Source organism: Nocardia camponoti (assembly GCF_014646135.1).
GTDB classification, from domain to species: Bacteria; Actinomycetota; Actinomycetes; order Mycobacteriales; family Mycobacteriaceae; genus Nocardia; species Nocardia camponoti.
In genome coordinates this window covers 1,237,077-1,258,225 of sequence record NZ_BMMW01000002.1, presented here as the reverse complement: position 1 = coordinate 1,258,225, position 21,149 = coordinate 1,237,077, and the positions used below count along the sequence as shown (strand labels likewise).

19 protein-coding genes and 1 pseudogene are annotated in these 21,149 nt (G+C 62.8%); 14 read left to right on the top strand and 6 right to left on the bottom strand.

Annotated elements, in window-relative coordinates; translation table 11 throughout:
- Window positions 1-79: 79 nt before the first annotated feature.
- Together IEX78_RS13755 and IEX78_RS13750 are read right to left on the bottom strand one after the other, a co-directional pair.
- The gene (locus IEX78_RS13755) at window positions 80-1,435 is read right to left on the bottom strand and encodes a DUF445 domain-containing protein (RefSeq protein ID WP_188829271.1); all 1,356 of its coding nucleotides are present in this window, start codon (window positions 1,433-1,435) and stop codon (window positions 80-82) included.
- Between the two features lie 287 nt (window positions 1,436-1,722).
- Window positions 1,723-2,346 carry a TetR/AcrR family transcriptional regulator gene (locus IEX78_RS13750; RefSeq protein ID WP_229683944.1) on the bottom strand — a complete coding sequence of 208 codons (624 nt, stop codon included), beginning with the start codon at window positions 2,344-2,346 and terminating at the stop codon, window positions 1,723-1,725.
- Between the two features lie 54 nt (window positions 2,347-2,400).
- Between IEX78_RS13750 and IEX78_RS13745 the strand changes: the two genes are divergently transcribed.
- The 9 genes from IEX78_RS13745 to lon all read left to right on the top strand — a co-directional run bounded on the left by IEX78_RS13745 (window position 2,401) and on the right by lon (window position 11,376).
- A complete protein-coding gene (locus tag IEX78_RS13745) occupies window positions 2,401-3,177 on the top strand; it encodes an Rv1157c family protein (protein ID WP_229683943.1) in 777 nt (258 codons plus the stop codon).
- A 23-nt stretch (window positions 3,178-3,200) separates the two neighbouring features.
- Window positions 3,201-3,371: a DUF2613 domain-containing protein gene (locus IEX78_RS13740; protein ID WP_188829269.1), complete on the top strand. Its 171-nt coding sequence runs from the start codon at window positions 3,201-3,203 to the stop codon at window positions 3,369-3,371.
- On the top strand, window positions 3,371-4,432 hold the full coding sequence (gene pgfA / locus IEX78_RS13735) for a cell envelope lipid trafficking protein PgfA (protein ID WP_188829268.1): 1,062 nt from the start codon (window positions 3,371-3,373) through the stop codon (window positions 4,430-4,432). The genes IEX78_RS13740 and pgfA overlap by 1 nt, the downstream gene beginning before the upstream one ends.
- Before the next feature lie 178 nt (window positions 4,433-4,610).
- Complete coding sequence (locus IEX78_RS13730; protein WP_188829267.1) at window positions 4,611-5,204, top strand: hypothetical protein; 594 nt, start codon at window positions 4,611-4,613, stop codon at window positions 5,202-5,204.
- A 320-nt stretch (window positions 5,205-5,524) separates the two neighbouring features.
- Window positions 5,525-5,737, top strand: a complete 213-nt coding sequence (locus IEX78_RS13725) for a hypothetical protein (RefSeq protein ID WP_188829266.1) — start codon at window positions 5,525-5,527, stop codon at window positions 5,735-5,737.
- Between the two features lie 630 nt (window positions 5,738-6,367).
- Window positions 6,368-7,222, top strand: a complete 855-nt coding sequence (locus IEX78_RS13720) for a hypothetical protein (protein ID WP_188829265.1) — start codon at window positions 6,368-6,370, stop codon at window positions 7,220-7,222.
- Window positions 7,223-7,547: 325 nt separating this feature from the next.
- Entirely contained in the window at window positions 7,548-8,204 is a 657-nt protein-coding gene (locus tag IEX78_RS13715) for a hypothetical protein (protein WP_188829264.1), read from the top strand.
- Between the two features lie 68 nt (window positions 8,205-8,272).
- Complete coding sequence (locus tag IEX78_RS13710) at window positions 8,273-8,713, top strand: hypothetical protein (RefSeq protein ID WP_188829263.1); 441 nt, start codon at window positions 8,273-8,275, stop codon at window positions 8,711-8,713.
- Window positions 8,714-8,832: 119 nt separating this feature from the next.
- Window positions 8,833-11,376, top strand: a complete 2,544-nt coding sequence (gene lon, locus IEX78_RS13705; RefSeq protein WP_188829262.1) for an endopeptidase La — start codon at window positions 8,833-8,835, stop codon at window positions 11,374-11,376.
- Window positions 11,377-11,608: 232 nt separating this feature from the next.
- Here lon and IEX78_RS13700 read toward each other — a convergent pair.
- Window positions 11,609-12,031, bottom strand: a pseudogene (locus tag IEX78_RS13700) (PaaI family thioesterase); the annotation flags it as partial.
- 65 nt (window positions 12,032-12,096) lie between these two features.
- Here IEX78_RS13700 and IEX78_RS13695 point away from each other — a divergent pair.
- From IEX78_RS13695 to IEX78_RS13685, 3 genes are all read left to right on the top strand, one after another.
- Complete coding sequence (locus tag IEX78_RS13695; protein ID WP_188829261.1) at window positions 12,097-13,167, top strand: DNA polymerase IV; 1,071 nt, start codon at window positions 12,097-12,099, stop codon at window positions 13,165-13,167.
- Between the two features lie 54 nt (window positions 13,168-13,221).
- On the top strand, window positions 13,222-14,214 hold the full coding sequence (locus IEX78_RS13690; protein ID WP_188829260.1) for an oxidoreductase: 993 nt from the start codon (window positions 13,222-13,224) through the stop codon (window positions 14,212-14,214).
- 141 nt (window positions 14,215-14,355) lie between these two features.
- Entirely contained in the window at window positions 14,356-15,237 is an 882-nt protein-coding gene (locus IEX78_RS13685; protein ID WP_188829259.1) for a DUF3800 domain-containing protein, read from the top strand.
- Here the strand turns inward: IEX78_RS13685 and IEX78_RS13680 are convergent.
- Entirely contained in the window at window positions 15,227-17,113 is a 1,887-nt protein-coding gene (locus IEX78_RS13680; RefSeq protein WP_188829258.1) for an ABC transporter ATP-binding protein, read from the bottom strand. The two genes, IEX78_RS13685 and IEX78_RS13680, sit on opposite strands and share 11 nt — an antisense overlap.
- A gap of 136 nt (window positions 17,114-17,249) precedes the next feature.
- Between IEX78_RS13680 and IEX78_RS13675 the strand changes: the two genes are divergently transcribed.
- Together IEX78_RS13675 and IEX78_RS13670 are read left to right on the top strand one after the other, a co-directional pair.
- Window positions 17,250-18,206: a DNA-3-methyladenine glycosylase family protein gene (locus IEX78_RS13675; protein ID WP_188829257.1), complete on the top strand. Its 957-nt coding sequence runs from the start codon at window positions 17,250-17,252 to the stop codon at window positions 18,204-18,206.
- Window positions 18,207-18,255: 49 nt separating this feature from the next.
- A complete protein-coding gene (locus IEX78_RS13670) occupies window positions 18,256-18,468 on the top strand; it encodes a DUF397 domain-containing protein (RefSeq protein WP_188829256.1) in 213 nt (70 codons plus the stop codon).
- On the opposite strand, the gene IEX78_RS13665 is transcribed toward IEX78_RS13670, so the two are convergent.
- Both IEX78_RS13665 and IEX78_RS13660 read right to left on the bottom strand, forming a co-directional pair.
- The gene (locus IEX78_RS13665; RefSeq protein ID WP_188829255.1) at window positions 18,465-19,220 is read right to left on the bottom strand and encodes a succinate dehydrogenase/fumarate reductase iron-sulfur subunit; all 756 of its coding nucleotides are present in this window, start codon (window positions 19,218-19,220) and stop codon (window positions 18,465-18,467) included. The genes IEX78_RS13670 and IEX78_RS13665 overlap by 4 nt on opposite strands.
- Before the next feature lie 2 nt (window positions 19,221-19,222).
- A complete protein-coding gene (locus tag IEX78_RS13660; protein ID WP_188829254.1) occupies window positions 19,223-21,145 on the bottom strand; it encodes a fumarate reductase/succinate dehydrogenase flavoprotein subunit in 1,923 nt (640 codons plus the stop codon).
- Between the last annotated feature and the right edge of the window lie 4 nt (window positions 21,146-21,149).

Below are 21,149 nucleotides of genomic sequence, written 5' to 3'. Positions count from 1 at the left end.
TTGCCGAGAGTGCGTGCGAGGTGGGTCACACCAGAATCGCAGCCGTCGGCGGAAAAAGCAAGCACGCGTGCTTGTTTAGCTACCAGCCAAAGGTCAGCAGGTGAATCGCGCCAACGGCGATGCCGAGCGCGCCACCGTGCAGGTACAGCAGCCACGCGTCCTGCTCGACGGCCGCGTAGAACATCTCCATGAACTCGCCGGGGGTGAGTTTGCGCAGCTTGCGGGCGGCGAACTCGTCGATCTTCTTTGCCTGTTCGGCGACGAACGCCTCGTCGTCGACCATCGCGGGTGCCATGCTGAAACCAGCGCCAGCGCCTGCGGACGCCAGGTTTTCGTAGCCCTTCTTGCCGATCGCGGCACGCACCATGAATGCGGCAGGGCCGAGCTGCTTGTGGATTTCCTCGGCGACAACGCGCTCGATCAGCTGGCGCGTCTTGTCGCCATTCGGGCCTTCGAGCAGCTCGTTCGACAGGTTTTCCACCGTCAACACCTGGTAGGCGAGGATGTGCGCCAGATCGGTCGCGGCCTGCTGCTGACGTTTGGCGAGCAAGGCCTGTCGCCAGATGTACTTGTAGCGCGGCTGCGGGTCGCCGGGGGTGAACACCATCTTCACCGCGATCACGTTCACCGTCACGCCGATAACCGCGGAGGCGAAAAGCACGATCGCCCAGCTGGGAATGGCTCCCCAGTAGGGGATTTGGGAGTGGATGTGCAGGTACAGCGCGAGGATCAGACCAAACGGCGCGCCAAGCAGGCCAACGCGCACCATGAACTTGAGCTCAGGCGCGGCGATCGTGGTCGTGAGGTCCTTGAGGATGTACGGGTTCTGATCTAGGTAGCGGATCACGAAGTTCTTCACGTCGAGCAGCTGGTCGATGTTGTCGCCGAGGCTTTCGAACGCCCGGTGGCACAGGTTCGGCAGCTGCCGGTCGACGCGCTGGTAAACCGCGTTCTTCATCTGCTTGGGCAGCGAACGCCACAGGTCGGGGGAGTCGCGGTACATGATCTCGTCGACGATGGTTTTCACCTGGTCGCGAGCATGGTCGGCAAGGTAGTCGCCGATGCCCTCAAGATCGAGTTCGGAGATGAAGTCGCGCGGGCTGCCGATGCGCAGCAGCGCCTTGTCGACGCAGATGCTCGCCATTTTCTCGGCGCGCGCGGGGATAAATCCTTGGAAGCCAAGCCGTTTGCCGTCGCCGGAGAAAATCGGCAACACCTGCACTCGACGCGGGAGGTAGGGGTAGAGGATTTGCAGCCCCGGCACGCGGAAGCCCTTGAACTGCACCGGCCAGAACAGCATCAGCACGCCGGTCCAGTTGGTGAGCAGGCCAGCGATCGCGCTGAAGATCGGGAAACTGATCAAGTCGACGACGAACTTCGACTGCCCGGTGAGCCCTTCCCAGTCGATGAAGAGTCCAGAGGCCAGTGTCGTCATGGAGGCCCCCTGTAGCCAACGCGCGTCGATCGTGCAAAGCCTGAGGATAAGGCACGTTGCGCCGAACCGTGCCGTCGGGTCGATTCTTATGCAACCAAAGCGCTGCCGGACGCCGCAGAATCGGGCAACATACTGGTCAACCGTCCACTGTCAATATCATCACTTAGCGGAACCCGTTGCGATGCGTATCACTCTTGTGCCAGACTCTCGCCACAGTGTGACGCTGATCAGTCTCACAATGTCGAGAAAGGAGTGATTGCCCGATGCGACCTCATGCTCGCCCGCAGTCACTCGGGCTCGACGAGCGAAAGCGCAACAGCCGTCAACAGGTCGACCAGCTCGGTCACGGGCGCGCGATCGGCCTCACCAACGAGCCACTCATGCGCGATGCCGTTCACCGCTCCGGTAATCAAACCCGTTGTGAGCTCGGCATTTCCGCGCAACCGCACGCCAAGGCGCGCAAGCAGGCCGCCGATCACCCGCGACCACTCGTGCCTGCGCGCGCGACGATGCTCTTCCATCCGGTCGCTCACGCCAACCACCTCGATGAACGCCAGTCGCGTCCGGTACGGGTCGGTTGCGAGCGATTCGAGGTAGGCGGCGAAGCCGAGTCGCAGCGCGAGTTCGGGATCCGGGGGAGTGGTTTGGGCGGCCAGCGCGCCCGTCACGGCCGCGGCGGCCTCGTCTTGGATGTGGTCATACGCCGCGATCAGCACGTCTTCGCGGGTCTGGAACTCCTCGTAGAACTGCCGCTTCGACAGGCCAGCGGCAGTGCACACCTCGGCAAGCGAGCAGGTGGAATACCCGCGCTCGGCGAACACGCGCGTTGCCGCTTCGATGAAGCGCCCGCGTCGTTCGGCTTTGCGCGCGACAACGGTGCGACCCCCGTATCGTCTGTCCGCTGTCGTCACCTCCCTAAAGTATCTGATACTCGACATAACACTGACCAAACGAAGGACTGACCCGTGCTCGGATCAATTCGTACTCCCCGATCTCGGGTCGCGGTAGTAGCGGCTGCGCTAACCGGTGCGGCCCTGCTCGCGACGGTGCCCGCGTCGGCAGCCCCGACCAGCGTCGTTGTCCCGCCGGTCGCGGAAAACATCTCCGCCGCCGCGCTTGCCCCGCTCGCGCCGACCATCGTCAACGCGATCTCGGCCCCCGCGCCGATCGCTGGCGGTGCCCAGGGCGCGCTGCTCGCTCAGGCCCGCGTCCTGCTCGCGACGCCGGGCATTCCCGCCCAGGTCAAGGCCACGTTGGAGAAGGTCATCACCTTCCTCGACGGCAGTGGCGGTGGCGGCCCCGACCTGCCGCCCGCCGACGGCCCGCGCATCGCGCAGTTCCTCTACCCGACCATCGGCAAGGGCTGTATCAGCGCTTCCGGCGACTCGGTCGGCACCGCGCTCGCCGTCCCCGGCCCGGCAACACTGCCGCCGCCCGGCCCCGCATCCGGCCAGACCGGCTTCGTCTTCACCGCGCTCGGCACCAAAACGCCTACCGCGCAACAGAATCCGCCGTTGACGGTGCAGTGGGTCAACTTCGACAACGGTCGCACCGGTACCGCCGCGCTCACCACCGAGTCCAAGATCAACCCCGACGGCCCGGCGACCCTGACCGCCATCGCCGACACCGGAACCGGCCGTGTCGCCGCCGTGATCAGCGGTTCGCTCACCACAACCGACGCCGAATCGGCAACGCGCACTTGTTCATTCGCACCGACGCTGGGCTTCTTCACCGTCGCTTGATCCACGCAATTGGAGTTCGTTAGATGAAGTTCGCTGTCCCGGCCGTCGCGAGTGGGGTAGCCGGGGTCATTCTCGGTGTGCTCGCCGTGGTCGGTATAACCTTTGCGGCACAAGAGAATTCGATTCCAGCACCGGAAACAACCGGTGATCCAGGTACTTCGCTTTTGGGCGACGTCCAGTACGGCAGCCGGTGATGAGCAACGTGCGCAGGACTATTGCCTGCATCCTGATCGGCCTCGGCGCGCTGCTGCTCGCCGCCGCCGTAATGATCCCCACCTACACCGTTTCCAAGGTCGCGAAAACCCCACTTAACCTGCGGATCACCACCGTCGCGAAGAGCGTGCCCGGCGAGGAGAGCCTCGTGCTCGACTCCCGTTCGCTTGCCTCGCCGGATGGCGCGGCCCGCATCGACAAGAATGTGCCGATCGTTTCGCAGCGCTTCCTGACGGTTGAAGAGCCGTCGGGTGCCGACGAAATGACCGTCCAGGCAGGTCAGACGTTGCGTCGCGATGATCGCGATGGCGACACCGGCCTGCTCACCGCTTCGGTTGACCGCGTCACCATCGACCGCGTGACCGGCGCGCCGATCGCGGCTTCGCCCAACGGTTCGATCGCCGTGACCGTCGACAAGTCGGGCGCCTCGGTGCTCGACGAGTCGCACCGCGAGGGCTTGCAGTACCGCTTCCCGATCGGGACAGAGCGCAAGTCGTACCCGTACTTCGATCTCAACGCCCGTAAGACCTACCCCATTGATTACGTCGATGAGTCTGAGATCAATGGCGTCCCGGTGTACCACTTCCGCCAGACGATCCCGGTCACCAACATCAACGATGTTGTCCCGTCGCCGACCAACAAGCTCACCCTCCCTGCCGCGAAGTGGGGCCTTGAGGGCGATGCGCCGGTCACGATGACCCGCTTCTACACCAACACCCGCGACGTGTGGGTCGAGCCGCGCACCGGCGCGGTCCTCAAGGGCGGCGAGTCGTTGCACCTGTTCTACGGCCGTAGCGCCGACAAGGTCGACGTGACCGCGTTGAAGACCCACGTGGTTTTCGACGAAGAAACGATTAACGCGCAGATGGACGTGACGAACGAAAGCTTGCGCAAGCTGGACGTTTTCGGCATCTACGTCCCGGTCGCTTTGGGCATCCTCGGTCTGCTGTCGCTGATCGCGGGCTTGATCCTTGGCTTCCGCAGCACCACCCCACCCCGCCCCACCAATTTCGACCCGCCGACGGAGAAATTCGCCGTTTAGGTTTTGACTTTGGACAGCCCCGCGACCCTTTTTTAGGGTTGCGGGGCTGTTTTCGTCATGTCTGGCGTTGGATTCAAGATCACCAGGCTGTCAGGGAGAAACCTTCTCGACGAACGTTTACCTGAGAGCCTGGTGATCTTGATCCGCCCATTTCGTTGAAAGCGGTAGGTTTCCCGTCGTGAGCGCGAATGCTGTTGAGCGAGAAGCGAGGGGACTGGGCTGGACCCTTCCGATGGCCGCCGAGACCATCGCGACGTTTTCGCTTTCCGGGTGGATTCTAGTGGCCGACGCCACGGCATTTCGCGATGGAGAGACCCAGTTTGTCGCTTCGGTCGGCCTGGTAGCCGTAATTATTGCGTGGGTGATCCTGGCAGCGTTCGGCAGGGCGAAGCACGCACGCTGGCTGAAGTGGAGCCTGATCGTGCCAGCCTGCATTGCGCTGACAGCCCTATTGACCTGGTGCGATGCAGCAGGACGCGTCGGTTGGGCAGTCTCGCACTCGGCGATGGCCGAAGCCGCGGCGAATTGCGAACGCCCAGAAGCCTTACCGTCCGGCAGACCCTTGGTCGGCATTAAGGTCGGCATCTACTCGTTTCACAGCATCGACCGAGACGCACAGGGCATCTGCTGGTTCAGGCTGCTGCGAAATTATCCGGTGGTCAAAAGCGGTTTCGCATTCGTCCCTGACAACGTGGCCCGCGAGCAATTATCTGAATATTCGGAGTACGTGCCGCTCGAAGGTGGTTGGTATTACTACCAATCGCTTGGCTAGCCACCCTCGCTTTTTAGGGTGAATTCAAGATCACCAGGCTGTCAGGGAGAAACCTTCTCGACGAACGTTGACGTGAGAGCCTGCTGATCTTGATCCGCAGCGCCCATTTCGGTGAACACACTGTGGTGGCGGCATCGGCCGAGAGGGTTCCGCCACAGAAGCGTGGTGATCAATTGACCAGTGATGGTAGCGCTAGCGCCTAACCTGCACCACAGGTGACAGTGAAAGGATGTCTCCAACCGGCGCGCCGAAATAGACGGAACTTGCGGCGGGGCCGGGAGTGTCATCGGCATACTTAAGACTGTCGGCCCATTTCGGCGATGAATTTAGTTGAACTTCTCGATCGCCGCGAGTACCTCCTTGTTCTGAGAGCCCCATCGAACGCGATTCGTGTCATCGGCGCGTTAGTCGACGCCGGGATGCTGACCGAGTTCACCGGCTACAAACGCAACCGGATGTGGCAGGCTCGCTCGGTCCTGACCGCGCTGGACGACTTCGCCCTGCGCGCGGGCCGCCGAGCAATCCCGTCCTAAGCTGTCAGGCCCCACCCGTCCCCGCCACCGAACCGCCCGCGTCTACTCCCCGGGCAACGCAGAAGGCGTGAACGTGTGGGGCCAGTTAGCCGGCCGTCGCTGGATGGCGTCACTCCAACCGTGCTCGGGCAGACGGAACCCTATGGATCAGGAAACGCATTGCGGAATTGGCTGGAAGAAAATAGGTGAACCCGATGTGGCATGAGGTTGATGCGGCGACTTGGGTCCAGTGGCGTCAGATATTTAACGCAGACGCGGGGCGATTTGCGGTCGCCGGGAACTGTCCTAACTGCTGCCGATCAACCCTGTATCGGTGGTACTCGTTAGATCAGGATCGCCCGTCAGTTTTTAGGGGAATAGGATTTAAAGGTCCTGGGCGATTGTGGGAATGGTGTGCCTCGTGCCATACCTTTGCCTATCTGCCCGATGGCAGTGTTCCAGAAGTGTGGACCCCGCCATTCCAGCTCCACTTGCCTGCAGTCTATCTCGATCCTGAACTCATCAATAATGCGCGTATCGCCAACGGCGTATGCTAACCGGCATTACGCCTGACGGACTGAGTCCTTGCGCATGCCGCTCGACGTCATCGTTCACGTGACTTGCAGCATGAGGTTGAATTCCATGAAGAGAATGGCTGGACATAAGATGGTTGGATCGTTGTCGAAATCGGGCGATGAGCGTACGCGGATTTCACTTTTTGGCGAGTTAGGGCGAGTTGATCTAGACGGTGACTGGGTCACCAACTTTGTCGAGATGTGGAATTCGCTATCGGCGGTGGCGGATATTTTCGACTGCGAGTGGGAGGATCTGGCCGGATGGCGTAAGTGTGACGGTGCTGGAGAGCCCAAGAAGGTCAACGGCAAGGATTCGGATGATGTAGCTGGTTTGGTCACGCAGACGAAGGAGCTCGGCGAAATTTGCCTGATGAACCGGAAGGTTGATCCTATTCTTGCGCTTACGTTGCGATTCGACAAGAGCGACGGGACCGCTTCGCTTTCGCTCATCGCGGCTGAACCGGGAGAGCGGGGAGATTTTTCTTTTGCGCGCGACCTCTTTGGTAGTGAGAGGCAGATGGCCGACATGCTTCACATAGTCGTGGAGGCTTGGCACCCGCTCGCGTGCTTCTGGACAGTCTCGCGTTATATCGCGGACCAGATGCCACGTCCCACGTTTTCCCTACGCAGGTCGCAGCTCGGGGTCGAGTGGACGACAACACTCGGGTGGCTCACGTACCTGAGCGCAGACTGGATCACAATTCCACCGACGGTGCAGTGGCCGGATGGGGTGCTCGTGGACCGTGTGGATCATGGGGTCTTTATTCAGGCTGAGGAGTATCCCAGCAGTGCATTGTTGCTGCGAATCATTGAGATTCGCAACGCATTGGGCTGGCCATCTCGGACGCAATCCGAGGCTGAAAGTCTCCTAGGTCTGCGGGCAGACGAATTTCAGCAGATAGTGAACAGGTTCCGCGACCGCGGGCATTGAAGACTCCCTACTGCATGGCGGATGACTTAATACCGTTGCTTGAGGAAGTGGTCTCGGGATGTCGCGATGAACACTTTGTCTACTGGGGTTCCCGCGACTTTATGGCTGGTTGGGCACTGAACTCTAGTGACGGCGTGCTGGTGGCGAATGCCAAATGGGACTTCGTGGCTTCCGGTGACATAGCTCTGCTGGAAAATGCTGGCTCGCTCCGGCTTACGAAACGCAAGTTCGCTTCCACCGTTCATCGGAGTGCCGAACGCATTTGGACTGCCCAGTGCCGGGCGAACGAGAAATGGCGGTGCGGGCTAGGCGGCATGGATGTATTGTGAGTTCCGTGTGGGAATTTGGAACGGACGCAAAAGCGGATGCGTACTTTGTGGGTGTCAGCGATGAGTTGCGCCGCCAGTTTGGGATGTCGTCCGAGGAAGCGATTGCGAGAATTAACTATTGTTTTCGGGGAGGATCGCTCGTTGACGACGAAGGTCTGGAACTGTACGGGGAGGATGAGCAAGCACGCGCCATAGCCTTGGGTGGTTACTGGTGGATCGACACAGATCTGAAAAAGATCAAGCCACCGCCGCCGGATTTCAACGGGCCGTCGGTGGCTGACCGAATCAATGAGACGCGACCAATCCCGCTTCCCGCTGATCTCACCGGGATGACAGCGCTGGAAGTTGAGGGGTACTTTTACGATGAGCCGTATTATCGGCGGGGAACTTTCGCCCGTATGGTTTCCCGGATCGATTGCGCAGAGTCTGCGGGCATTGTTCTGCGCGTTCTCCAGAGTGAGATGGCCTTACCAGTTGAGGAGCGCTCCATTTCGCTTAGTGGCTACAACGTGGCTCGGTTAATCGAATTTGGTGACGACTCGGTATGCCAGGCTGCCCGTTCGTTCTACGCGATGCTGCCTGCCTCTGAGCAAGCCATAGTTCGCACTCACCTGGCTGGTGGCCCGTTCGGAGAGATCGATGACTGGCATTGATGAGGATCTGGGATCTGACGCGTCCGGTTGCTATTACGATCTGTTCTTGTGGATAAGAAAGGGCAACGATGGCGCAAAGTGAGGAACTCCTGTCACGATGGGAGGAGGAGCGCGTCCCGTTCCTTTTTGACGTATTAGATTCGCTTGGTCTTCCGTTGTCGGATCTCGAATCGGGTCCCTTGGTCTACGTGGCAGCCGTAGAGGAGTTTCTTGCCGCACAAGACTACGCACAAATGGACGATGATGACTGGGTCTGGCTGCACACCTTTCTAGCGGCATTTATCGCTCAGGTCTTTATGGTCGAGCACTCCGCTCGGTGGGTCTCGGTCCAAACTGGCGGACGTACCGCGTTCCACTTGACGTTGATCGACCGCGAAGGCGCGGAGCGTTCGTTCGACCCGCATGAGCTGGTCTATAACGACTTTCAGAAGCGTCTCCCGCCGGAAGTAGTGCGGATGCTGGCAGCTGCGGAAGCCGCAACTGGGGTGGTGCCAGTCCCGGAGCCATGAATCGCGCGGCAACCGTCCCCGGACGGAAAATTTCGCCCACAGTGAACCCCCTCACCTGCGGGAACAAGCAACCCCATCCTGATGTTGAGTGAGCAAAGCTCAACTTTGGAAGGGTCGCAATGACTACAGCTCAGAACTTGCCCGTGCTGTTCCTCACCGATCCGATCGTGCTGCCGGGCATGGTCGTGCCCATCGAATTGGATGAGTCAGCGCAGGCGGCCATTGATGCCGCTCAGGCGGCGAAAACGGGGGCGGTGCTTATCGCGCCGCGCCTCGATGAGGGGTATGCCTCCTACGGTGTTGTCGCCTCGATCGAGCAGGTCGGGCGGATGCGCGGTGGGGCGCCCGCTGCCGTGCTCAAGGCCGAGCGACGCGCTCGCATCGGTCACGGCGTCACCGGTCCCGGTGCTGCCCTGTGGGTCGAGGCGGAACCGGTCGAAACGGTCGAACCGGACGCGCGCACGCGCGAACTGGCCGCCGAATACAAGAAGCTCGTTGTCGCCGTTCTCCAGCGACGCGAAGCCTGGCAAATCATCGACATCGTCAACCAGCTCGACGACGTCGACGCCATCGCCGACACCGCGGGCTACGCCCCGTACCTCACGCCCGAACAGAAGCGTGAGCTGCTCGAAACCCCCGACGTCGCCGCTCGCCTAACCCGTCAAATCGAGTGGATCACCGAGCACATCGCCGAGGTCGAGGTCACCGACAAGATCTCCGAGGACGTCCGTGAAGGCATGGAGAAGTCGCAGCGTGAGTTCCTGCTGCGGCAACAACTCAACGCTATCCGCAAGGAACTCGGCGAAGACGAACCCGACGGCGCCGACGATTACCGCACCCGCGTCGAAACCGCCGATCTGCCCGATGACGTGCGCAAAGAGGCGTTGCGCGAGGTCGGTCGACTGGAACGCGCGAGCGACCAAAGCCCCGAATCGGGCTGGATTCGCACGTGGCTCGACACCGTCCTCGACCTGCCGTGGACGGTCAAAACCACCGACAGCACCGACGTCAAGGCCGCACGCGCGGTGCTCGACGCCGACCACCACGGCCTCGACGAGGTCAAAGACCGCATGGTCGAGTACCTGGCGGTGCGTTCGCGTCGCGCGCAGCGCGGGCTTGAGGTCGTCGGCGGACGTGGTTCGGGCGCGGTGCTCGTGCTCGTCGGCCCGCCCGGTGTTGGCAAGACGTCGCTCGGCGAGTCGGTCGCCAAGGCGCTCGGTCGCGAATTCGTTCGCGTCGCGCTCGGCGGCGTGCGCGACGAAGCCGAGATCCGTGGGCATCGGCGCACCTACGTCGGCGCGCTTCCCGGTCGCATCGTGCGTGCGATCAAGGAAGCCGGATCGATGAATCCTGTCGTCCTGCTTGATGAAATCGACAAAGTCGGCTCGGACTTCCGAGGTGACCCGGCCGCCGCGCTGCTCGAGGTGCTCGACCCGGCGCAGAACCACACGTTCCGCGACCACTACCTCGACCTGGACCTCGACCTGTCGAACGTGCTTTTCATCGCGACGGCCAATGTCATGGACACCATCCCCGGCCCGCTGCTCGACCGCATGGAATTGATCACCGTCGACGGCTACACCGAGGCCGACAAGGTGGCCATCGCGCGCGACTTCCTCGTGCCGCGTCAGCTGGAACGCAACGCGCTCACGGCCGACGAGGTGTCACTCACCGACGCCGCGTTGCGCGAAATCGCCGCCAACTACACCCGTGAAGCGGGCGTGCGGCAGATGGAACGCCTGGTCGCGAAGGCGCTGCGCAAGGCGGCGACGCGACTGGCGACTGAGGGGCCGACGGGCTACGACTCGTCGCTTGGGTACGACAATGTCGTGCTGGGCGACACCCTGGTCGACGGGGGAGTGATTGGCGACGCGCTGGTCAACGGCACCGCGGTCGGCGGCAGCGTCACCGGGCGCACTACGGCTGGCGAAAACGCGATCGACGGCAGCTCGGTCGACGGCAAGGCGGTCGACGACAACTCGGTGATCGACGCGAAGCCGCTCACCCTGGTAGTCGATGTGCACAACTTGGTCGACTACCTCGGCCGCCCGCGCTTCATCCCCGACTCCGACGAACGCACGTCGGTGCCGGGTGTCGCGACGGGACTCGCCGTCACCGGTGCAGGCGGCGACGTGCTTTACCTCGAAGCCAACGCGGCCGAAGGGGAGCGCTCGCTCGCCCTCACCGGCCAGTTGGGCGACGTCATGAAGGAGTCGGCGCAGATCGCGCTCACCTACGTGCGCTCGCACCTTGAGGAAATCGGCATCGCGCCGAAGGTGCTCGACCGCAACATCCACATCCACTTCCCGGCGGGTGCGGTCCCGAAGGACGGGCCGTCGGCGGGCGTCACGATGGTGACCGCGCTGGTTTCGCTCGCGCTCGGTCGCCCGGTGCGTGGGGATGTTGGCATGACCGGTGAGGTCACGCTCAACGGTCGCGTCCTGCCGATCGGTGGCGTGAAGCAGAAGCTGCTCGCCGCGCAACGAGCTGGGCTCAAGACGGTGTTCATCCCGGCCCGAAACGAGCCCGACCTCGACGAAGTGCCCGCCGAGGTGCTCGAAGCGCTCGATGTGCGCCCGGTCGCTGACGTCGCCGAAATCTTGGCGTACGCGATCGAACCGGTCGCCGAACCGGCCGCGCCTTCGGTGCCGCTGTCGGCGTAGGTCAACGCTGCGACGGCCATCGACGCGCTAGGTGTCGGTGGCCGTCGCGAGGCACCTACTCCGCAACAACCATCGACCACGCCTGCGGGGCCTGGTCGGTGGTTTTCGCCGTTTCCTGGGGCTTTACCGCCGCGAACTGGTCGGTCGTCAGGTCGTCGAGGTCGTCGATTTCGTCCTCTTCGGTCGGCGGCGTCTCGTTCTCGCCCGCGATGTCCCGCGTGAGGTCGGATGCGACTCGCCGCGTCGTCCCCTGCGCGACCGCGCACAAAACCGCTTCTTCCCCTTCACTTTCCACGTAAATGTCGCAATGCGTGACCGCCTGCGCGCGCGTTGCCCCGAGCACGGTCGCGTGAATGCGCAGCCGCTCCCCAAGCGCGGGCCGCAAATACGTGATCGTGAAACCGCCACTGAGCACATTCGGCCCAAGCACCGTCGAAGCCGCGAACGTAAGCGTGTTGTCGGCCGCGTACGCGAGCACCCCGCCGTGCACAAACCCAAACTGCTGCCCATGTTCGGGCTGCACCTCGATCAGCAAAGTCGCAGCGCCATCACCGAATTCGGCGAGTTCAGTGCCAACTAGGGTGGCGAAAGGTTGCGCGGCGAGTACCTGGCGGGCCAGGTCGAGGTCGAGGGATGTTGCTTCGGTCGGCATCATGGTCCGTTCTCGGGGGCTGGCACAGCGTCACCGCGATGTTATCGGGATGCGGTAAGACTGCGGGGGTGGCTACGAGGCTGCTTCACGTCGATCTCGACCAGTTTCAGGCGGCGGTGGAATTCCGACGGCGCCCGCAGTTGCGCGGCCAGCCGGTGATCGTCGGTGGAAATGGTGACCCGACCGAGGCGCGCAAGGTCGTGACCTGCGCTTCTTACCCCGCGCGCGGGTTCGGGGTGCGGGCGGGGATGCCGTTGCGGCAGGCAGTGCGCAAGTGTCCGGACGGGGTTTTTCTGCCGGTCGACTTGGCGTTCTATCAAGAGGTTTCTGACGACATCATGGCGACGCTCGGTCGGGTTGCCGGTGGCGTTGAGGTGCTTGGGATGGATGAGGCGTTCGTTGCGACGACTGCGGACCCGTGGGCGCTCGCTAACGAAATACGTTCGGCGATAACGGAAATCGACCTCACGTGCGCGGTCGGCATTGGCGACAACAAGCTCACCGCGAAACTGGCGACGGGCTTCGCGAAGCAGGTTGGCAAGAAAACGGCTGAGCCGTCGAACGAAGTTGGCGCTGCGACAGGCATTTTCGAACTGACGGCCGCGAACTGGCGCGAATTAATGGGCGAGCGGCCAACTTCCGCACTGTGGGGGATCGGCTCGCGCATCGCTAAGCGCATGGAGGAACTGGGGATTGCCACGGTTAACGACTTGATGGCGGCCGACCCCGCAGTGCTTGCCGCCGAATTCGGCCCCAATACCGGTCCTTACCTGCGCGTTCTCGGTCACGGCTTGGGCGACACCGAGCTGGTCACGCAACCTCGAATCCCAGTGGGACACAGCAAGTCTGAGACCTTCCCAACCGACCTCACCGACCGCGACGAGATTCGCGGCGAAGTGGCGCGACTAGCAGGTGCGGTCGCGGAAGAAATGGCGGCGGAAGGTCGGGTGAGCACGCGCGTGTCAGTTACGGTGCGCACCAAGTCATTTCAGACGCGAAGCAAACAGAAGAAACTGGCCGAACCCACCGCCGACGTGGCCGCGATCGTCGACGCCGCAACCGACATCATCGACCGCTTCGAAATCGACCGTCCGGTCCGCCTGCTCGGCGTGCGCGTGGAAATGCTGCCGATCGATTGAGATCGCGGCGATCGAGTAGTTCCGATGACGTCCCGCGCCTCGTATGCTCGGCAAATGGAGTTCTCAGCGATGGTCGCGCGCGAATCGGACGGCAAGATTGGGCTCAATCGCGAGCAGGTCGGCGACGACTTCCTCGGCGAGGGAGACGTCACCATCAAGGTGCACTACTCAAGCGCGAATTATAAAGACGCGCTTGCCATTACGCCCAAGGGCGGCGTGGTGCGCAACTACCCGATCATCCCTGGCATCGACATCACCGGCGAAGTCGTCGCGTCTGATTCGCCCGACTTCACCGTCGGCGATTTGGTGCTCGCGCACGGCTACGAGCTTGGCGTTTCCCGCAACGGCGGCTACGCCGAATACAGTCGCGTGCCCGCCGACTGGGTCGTGAAACTCGACGGCCTCACCACCCGCGAAGCCGCCGCGATCGGCACGGCCGGCTTCACTGCCGCGCTGAGCGTGCAGGCGCTCACCGACCACGGGCTCACCCCCGAAGACGGAACCGTGCTCGTGACCGGCGCGACCGGCGGCGTTGGCAGCGTCGCCGTCGACATCCTCGCTGGTCTCGGCTTCGAGGTGGTCGCGTCGACCGGCAAGACCGACGCGGGCGAAACCCTCGCGGCCCTTGGCGCGAAAACCGTAATCGGCCGCCTCCCCGAACCCGAAACCAAGCCGCGCCCCCTCAACAAAACGCAGTGGGCGGCAGCGGTCGACAGCGTCGGCGGCGCATCGCTGGCGTATGTCCTGAGCTCGATCGGCTACGGCGGCGCGGTGGCCGCCAGCGGCTTGACCGGCGGCGCGGCAGTCGACACGACGGTCCTCCCGTTCATCCTGCGCGGCGTGAGCCTGCTCGGCATCGACTCAGTCCAACTCCCCATCGCCCGCCGCCGCGAGGTTTGGGAACTGCTCGGCGCGGAGCTGCGCCCGGAACATCTGGACGTAATCGAGTCGATCGCCCCGGTGACCGACGTGGAAGCGGTGCTGCACTCGATCAAGGACGGCACCCACTCGGGCCGAACGGTAGTGCAGGTAGCGGGCGCGTTTTAGCGCACGCGAGTTACTTGCATTAGGGGCGACCCCAAGGCAGAATAGCGAGCGCATAAGCAAACGTCGCACACCGTGCGGCAGGTCCTAAGGCCACTCTCTCGGGAGTGGCCTTAGTTGTTTCCTATCGACGGGGGCCCCATCGTGTTGCTGTGTTACCTCGATGAGTCAGGCGATGAGCAGGCTCTACGCACGCCCACGGACCCACCAGTGCTGGTGATCGCCGGAATCGTTGTGAGCGGTGAAAGCCTGCGCGGCCTCGTCTTTGACTTCCTACAACTCAAGAAGAAGTTCTATCCTGCGCTAGCGAAACCTGAACTGCAGCTGAGTGAACTCATTACTCACGAAATCAAAGGTTGCGATCTGCGTCGTGATGTTCGTTCCACCAGTCGCAATCGCCGTCGAGCCGCATTCACGTTGATCTCGGACGTGTTGGCGTTGCTCACGCGGTATAACGCCACGGTCGTGGGTGAAATTCATGTGAAAGGTGATAGGCCTTTGCGGCGGTGGGTGTACGCCGAAATTGTGGCGGGAATCGCGTCGCAGTTTGAAAGGCGCCTTGGTGCAACGCACTCTTCCGGCATGATGATTCTGGATGCCCGAACGAAATCCAAGAATGTTCCTGCCGTTCATCGCCTTACGACGGAACGCTTCCGAAGTGGCGGCGATCCCTATCCGAGCTTACTGGAGAGCCCGGTCTTTGGTCACTCCGATGCCCACGTGGCTCTCCAGATTGCCGACATTGTTGCCTCCGCGCTGCTGTTTCCTATGTCATGCTTCGCATATTCGCAGTGCCTGCTTGACAATGTGCATCTCAGTGAACGGTACGGCGAGCTCCGGGACCGATTCGCCCCGCAGCTACGCTCGCTTGAACACCGCTATGCCCGACAGGATGGCGGACATAGCGGTGGGATTGTCGTGAAAGATCACCTAAACAATCAATCGACGCTGAGTCTGTACTGCGAGCGTCCCTTCGACCCTTTGCGGAGAGACGGCGCTCGGAACCGAAGCATCGTCACAGCTTGACTTTAACCGTCACTGAGTCGTCCGCGAACTGCGTGCGGTACAGCTCCGCGTACCTCCCATCCGCGTTCAAAAGGTCTGCGTGCGTTCCCTTTTCGACGATGCGGCCCGCCTCAAGCACAACGATCTGGTCGGCCGCGCGGATCGTCGACAAACGGTGGGCGATCACCAATGCCGTTCGGCCGATCAGTGCCTCGGTCAATGCCTCCTGCACCGCCGCCTCCGACGTCGAGTCCAGCGACGCTGTCGCCTCGTCCAAGATCACCACGCGCGGCTGCTTCAACAGCAATCGCGCGATGGTGAGGCGCTGGCGTTCGCCACCCGAGAGGCGGTAACCGCGCTCGCCAACCACGGTGTCGAGTCCGTCGGAAAGCGATTCGACCAGGTCACGCAACCGCGCGCGGTCCAGTGCGTCCCACAGCTCGGCCTCCGTGGCCTCCGGGCGCGCGAGCAAAAGGTTGGCGCGGATGGTGTCGTGGAACAGGTGACCGTCCTGGGTGACCAGGCCGACCGTGCGCTGAATCGACTCGGTCGTGAGCTCACGAACGTCGGTGCCGTTGAGGCGAACCGCGCCCGAATCGACGTCGTACAACCGCGAAACCAATTGCGCGATAGTCGATTTCCCCGCACCGGACGAACCAACAAGCGCGATGAGCTGACCAGGTTCGGCCCGCAACGACACGTCGTGGAGCACTTCGACCCCACCGCGACTGTCCAACGTTGCCACATCCTCGAGCGAAGCCAGCGACACCTTGTCGGCCGACGGGTACCCGAAATTGACGCCATCGAGTTCAACCGAAACCGGGCCCTCGGCGACGGGTGCGGCGTCGGGTGCGTCCTCGATCAACGGACGCAGATCGAGCACCTCGAACACCCGCTCGAAGCTCACGAGCGCCGACATGATCTCCAACCGCGCGCTAGCCAGCGCCGTGAGCGGCGTGTAAAGCCGGGTGAGCAGCAGCGAAAGCGCGACGACCGAACCCGCGTCCAGCGAACCGGTGAGCGCGTACCAACCGCCGAGGCCGTAAACGAGCGCCAGCGCGAGCGCCGAAACGAGCGTGAGCGACGTGACGAACGTGGTTTGCAGCATCGCCGTGCGCACGCCGATGTCGCGCACCCGGGTTGCCCGCGCCGAGAACTCGGCCGACTCGGTTTCGGGCCGACCGAACAACTTCACGAGCGTGGCACCCGGCGCGGAGAATCGCTCGGTCATCTGCGTGCTCATCGCCGCGTTGAGCTGGGCGGCTTCGCGTTGCAACCGCGCCAACCGATTGCCTGCGCGACGAGCGGGAATCACGAAAACCGGCAGCAAAACGAGCGCGAGCAGGGTGATCTGCCACGAGATGCTGATCATGACGCCAACGGTGAGCGCGAGCGTGACGAGGTTGGTGATGACCCCGGAAAGCGTGTCGGAAAACGCGCGCTGCGCGCCGATGACGTCGCTGTTTAGCCTGCTGACCAGTGCGCCAGTGCGGGTACGGGTGAAGAACGCGACCGGCATTTTCTGCACATGGTCGAACACCGCGCGACGCAGGTCGAGGATGAGCCCCTCACCGATGCGCGCGGAAAGCCAGCGGATGACGATGCCGAGGGCGGCGTCGACGATGGCAAGCACCGCGATAACGACAGCGAGCAGCACAACAGTGCGCGGCGCGGCATGACCAACGATGCCGTTGACCACCCGACCGGCAAGCACCGGCGTGGCGACGCCGAGCACCGCGACAAGCACGCTGAGCGCCAAAAACGCCCCGATCCGCGCGCGATGCGGCTGCGCGAACCGCACAATGCGACGCGCGGTTGCCATGCTGAACGGCCGCTGCTCGTCTGGCGCGTTCATGCGCCGATACATCTGGCTATAAGCCACTGATTCGATACTCACCTTGGCACTCCCATTCGCTCCCCGCCCATCAAACTCCGATGCACCGACACTAAAACCTCAACCAAAGTTGAGAGCAAGTAAATTCCTGCGCGAAGTTCGCGAAGTATTTGTCATACCTCCAACGCACAATGGACGAATGCGCGATTACTCACGCCCCAGCTCGGCCGTCCAGCCGAGCACCCCCGGGCTCACGCGCACCGTCGCATCGCAACGCCCGTTCAACCTCGCGCTGACCCTGCGCCCGCTGCGCCGAGGTCCGGGCGACCCCACCTACCGCGTCACCGAAGATCAAGCCCATTGGCGGGCCGCCCGCATGCCAACCGGTCCGGTCACCTACCGCATCACCCAGCAGGGCACCGATGGCGCGACTGCCCGCGCATGGGGTCCGGGCGCGCAAGAGTTCATCGACAAGCTCGATCAGATCCTCTGCATCGACGAAAACATCGACGACTTCACACCCGACCACCCCAAAATCGTCGAAGCGCACCGCGTGACCCCTGGCCTGCGCATGCTCAAAACCGGCCTCGTCTTCGAAGGACTCGTGCCGGTGATCCTCGAACAAAAGGTCCACACCGTCGCCGCGCACGCGTCGTGGCGGCAGCTCGTTCGCAAATTCGGCGAGCGACCGCCCGGTCCCGCCCCCGCTGACCTGGTCCTTCCGCCCGACGCCGAAGGCTGGCGACACATTCCGTCGTGGTGGTTTCACAAAGCCAACGTCGGCCCGGAACGCTCGCAAACCATCGTGCGCGCGGCCCGCGTTGCCGACGCGATCGACCGCACCGCCGAACTCCCGTCAGCCGAGGCCCGCGAACGCCTGCAAACCATCGTCGGCGTCGGCCAATGGACAACCGCCGAACTCGCCCAGCGCGTTTTCGGCGACGCCGACGCTCTTTCGGTTGGCGATTACCACATTGCCGCCCTCGTCGGCTGGACCCTGCTCGACCGCCCGATCGACGACGACGAGATGGTCGAATTACTGGAACCCCTTCGCCCACACCGGCATCGCGCCGTGCGACTGCTCATCGCCAGCGGAATCGGGCGAAAGCCGAAATTTGGACCGCGCACCGAGATCACTGACCACCGCATGCGCTGACCGGTTATCGTGACGCCCAACATGGGGGGATAGCGCGAAGGAGCGACGCGTGAACGCCAAGCGAGATATTGATACCTCCGAAGCGGTGTGGCGACGAGCAGGCGATACCGGCGTTGGCAGCGTGGAAGTGGCGATGCTTGCCGACGGTCACGTTGGCTTGCGCGACAGTCGTGACCCCGACGGCCCGGTGTTGATCTTCACGCCGAGCGAGTGGGTCGCGTTCACCGCGGGCGTGAACGACGGCGAGTTCGACAAGCCCTAATCGCGATCGCGACGAAACAGCTTGTTGCCCAGCCAAATTAAGGGGTCATACAGGCGGTCGACGACTTCCTCCTTCAACGGAATCAACGCGTTGTCGGTGATCTTGATGTGCTCGGGGCACACGTCGGTGCAGCACTTGGTGATGTTGCAGTAGCCGAGCCCGGCTTCTTCCTGCGCGAACTTGCGCCGGTCGCCCTGGTCGAGCGGGTGCATCTGCAACTCGGTGATGCGCATCAGATAGCGCGGGCCCGCGAAGACCGGTTTGTTGTCTTGATGGTCGCGAATCGCGTGACACGTGTCTTGGCAGAGGAAGCACTCAATGCACTTGCGGAACTCCTGCGAGCGCGCGACGTCGATCTGCGTCATCCGATAGTCGCGACCAGGCACGCCCGGTGGCGGCATGAAAGACGGTATCTCCCTTGCCTTTTGATAGTTGAACGACACGTCGGTGACCAGGTCGCGGATGATCGGGAACCCGCGCATTGGCGTGACCGTGACAACGTCGTCGGGCTTGAACGTCGACATGCGCGTCATGCACAGCAGCCGCGGCTTACCGTCGACTTCGGCCGAGCACGAACCACATTTGCCCGCTTTGCAATTCCATCGCACCGCGAGGTCGGGGGTCTGGGTTGCTTGCAAGCGATGCAGGATGTCGAGCACCACCTCGCCCTCATTCACCAGCACGGTGTAGTCGTTGAGGCCGCCGCCTTCAACATCGCCACGCCACACCCGAAATCGGCCGTCGTATCCCATAGCTATGCCTCCGACTTAGGTGGATATTCCGCCAATTCCTGCTGGGTGTAGTACTTTTCGAGCTCCGAAAGTTCGAACAGCCCAAGCAAATCCGCGCGCATCGGCGCTTGCGGTGCCGGCGTGACCGTGACGAGCGGAATCGGCTGACCAGCTGTCTTCGGATCGATAGCGCAAATCAGCAGGGTGTTGCGCCACAGCGGATTCATCCCCGGATAGTCGTCGCGTGTGTGCCCACCCCGACTTTCGGTGCGCAACAGCGCGGCCTGGGCTACGCACTCGCTGACCAGCAGCATGTTCGCCAAATCCAGCGCCAAATGCCAGCCCGGATTGAACTGCCGATGCCCCTCGACCGTGACGTTGGCATACCGCGCCCGCAATTGCGCGAGTTTGGCGATGGCCTCGCGCACCTCGGCTTCCTTGCGAATGATGCCGACCAGGTCGTTCATCGTTTGCTGCAACTCGGTGTGCAGGGTGTAGGGATTCTCGCCTTGACCTTCGGCTGGTGGATTGAACGGCGCGAGCGCGGTTTTGGCGGCTGCGTCAATGTCGGCGCGCGTTGGCTCGGGCCGTGTTGTCAGAGATTGCACATACGCCGCCGCGCCAAGCCCGGCCCGTCGGCCGAAAACCAGCAGGTCGGAAAGCGAATTACCGCCAAGGCGATTGGACCCGTGCATCCCACCCGAACACTCACCAGCCGCGAACAAGCCAGGAACGAGCGCCGCGCCGGAATCGGGATTTACCTCGATGCCGCCCATGACGTAATGCGCGGTTGGCCCGACTTCCATCGGCTCGGCCGTAATGTCGACGTCGGCCAATTCCTTGAACTGGTGATGCATCGACGGCAACCTGCGCACGATTTCATCAGCGGGCATGCGCGACGCGATGTCGAGGTAAACCCCGCCGTGCTCGGTGCCGCGCCCCGCTTTGACCTCTTCGTTAATCGCGCGCGCGACCTCGTCGCGCGGGAGTAGATCAGGGGTGCGACGTGCGGAATCGTTGTCGCGCAACCACTGGTCGGCCTCTTCCTCGGTCTCGGCATACTGCCCTTTGAAGACGGGCGGAATGTAGTCGAACATGAAGCGCTTGCCTTCGGAATTCTTGAGCACACCACCGTCGCCGCGCACGCCCTCGGTGACGAGAATGCCCTTCACACTCGGCGGCCAGACCATGCCAGTGGGATGGAATTGCAAGAACTCCATATTGATGAGCGTGCCGCCAGCTCGGAGCGCGAGCGCGTGACCGTCGCCGGTGTACTCCCACGAATTCGACGTGACCTTGTACGACTTGCCGATGCCGCCAGTTGCGAGCACGACCGCAGGCGCGCGAAACAGGACGAACCGCCCGGACTCGCGGTAATACCCGAACGCGCCAGCGATCTTGCCGTCGACCGTCATCAGCTCCGTGATGGTGGTTTCGTGAAAGACCTTGATGCGCGCTTCGTAATCGCCGGTCGCCGCGTAATCCTCTTGCTGTAGCGAAACGATCTTCTGCTGCATCGTGCGAATGAGTTCAAGGCCGGTGCGGTCGCCGACGTGGGCGAGGCGCGGGTAGGTATGCCCGCCGAAATTGCGCTGACTGATGCGACCGTCGGGCGTCCGATCAAAAAGTGCCCCATAGGTTTCCAGCTCCCACACGCGGTCGGCGGCTTCTTGGGCGTGCAACTCGGCCATGCGCCAGTTGTTGAGGAACTTGCCGCCGCGCATCGTGTCGGCGAAATGCGTTTGCCACGTGTCCTTTTCGTTCGCGTTGCCCATTGCCGCCGCGCAGCCGCCCTCGGCCATCACGGTGTGTGCTTTGCCGAAGAGCGACTTGCACACGACCGCGACGGAATTGCCCTGCTCGCGTGCCTCGATGACCGCGCGCAACCCCGCGCCGCCCGCCCCGACAACCACGACGTCGTAGTCGTGGGTTTCCACTTCTGGCATCGGT

What these genes read in the sequence shown, in the direction of transcription:
- IEX78_RS13755 (WP_188829271.1), bottom strand. Translation starts at nt 1,435, where the DNA reads ATGACGACACTGGCCTCTGGACTCTTCATCGACTGGGAAGGGCTCACC.
- IEX78_RS13740 (WP_188829269.1), top strand. Translation starts at nt 3,201, where the DNA reads ATGAAGTTCGCTGTCCCGGCCGTCGCGAGTGGGGTAGCCGGGGTCATT.
- pgfA (WP_188829268.1), top strand. Translation starts at nt 3,371, where the DNA reads ATGAGCAACGTGCGCAGGACTATTGCCTGCATCCTGATCGGCCTCGGC.
- IEX78_RS13725 (WP_188829266.1), top strand. Translation starts at nt 5,525, where the DNA reads ATGAATTTAGTTGAACTTCTCGATCGCCGCGAGTACCTCCTTGTTCTG.
- IEX78_RS13720 (WP_188829265.1), top strand. Translation starts at nt 6,368, where the DNA reads ATGGCTGGACATAAGATGGTTGGATCGTTGTCGAAATCGGGCGATGAG.
- IEX78_RS13710 (WP_188829263.1), top strand. Translation starts at nt 8,273, where the DNA reads ATGGCGCAAAGTGAGGAACTCCTGTCACGATGGGAGGAGGAGCGCGTC.
- lon (WP_188829262.1), top strand. Translation starts at nt 8,833, where the DNA reads ATGACTACAGCTCAGAACTTGCCCGTGCTGTTCCTCACCGATCCGATC.
- IEX78_RS13690 (WP_188829260.1), top strand. Translation starts at nt 13,222, where the DNA reads ATGGAGTTCTCAGCGATGGTCGCGCGCGAATCGGACGGCAAGATTGGG.
- IEX78_RS13675 (WP_188829257.1), top strand. Translation starts at nt 17,250, where the DNA reads ATGCGCGATTACTCACGCCCCAGCTCGGCCGTCCAGCCGAGCACCCCC.
- IEX78_RS13665 (WP_188829255.1), bottom strand. Translation starts at nt 19,220, where the DNA reads ATGGGATACGACGGCCGATTTCGGGTGTGGCGTGGCGATGTTGAAGGC.
- IEX78_RS13660 (WP_188829254.1), bottom strand. Translation starts at nt 21,145, where the DNA reads ATGCCAGAAGTGGAAACCCACGACTACGACGTCGTGGTTGTCGGGGCG.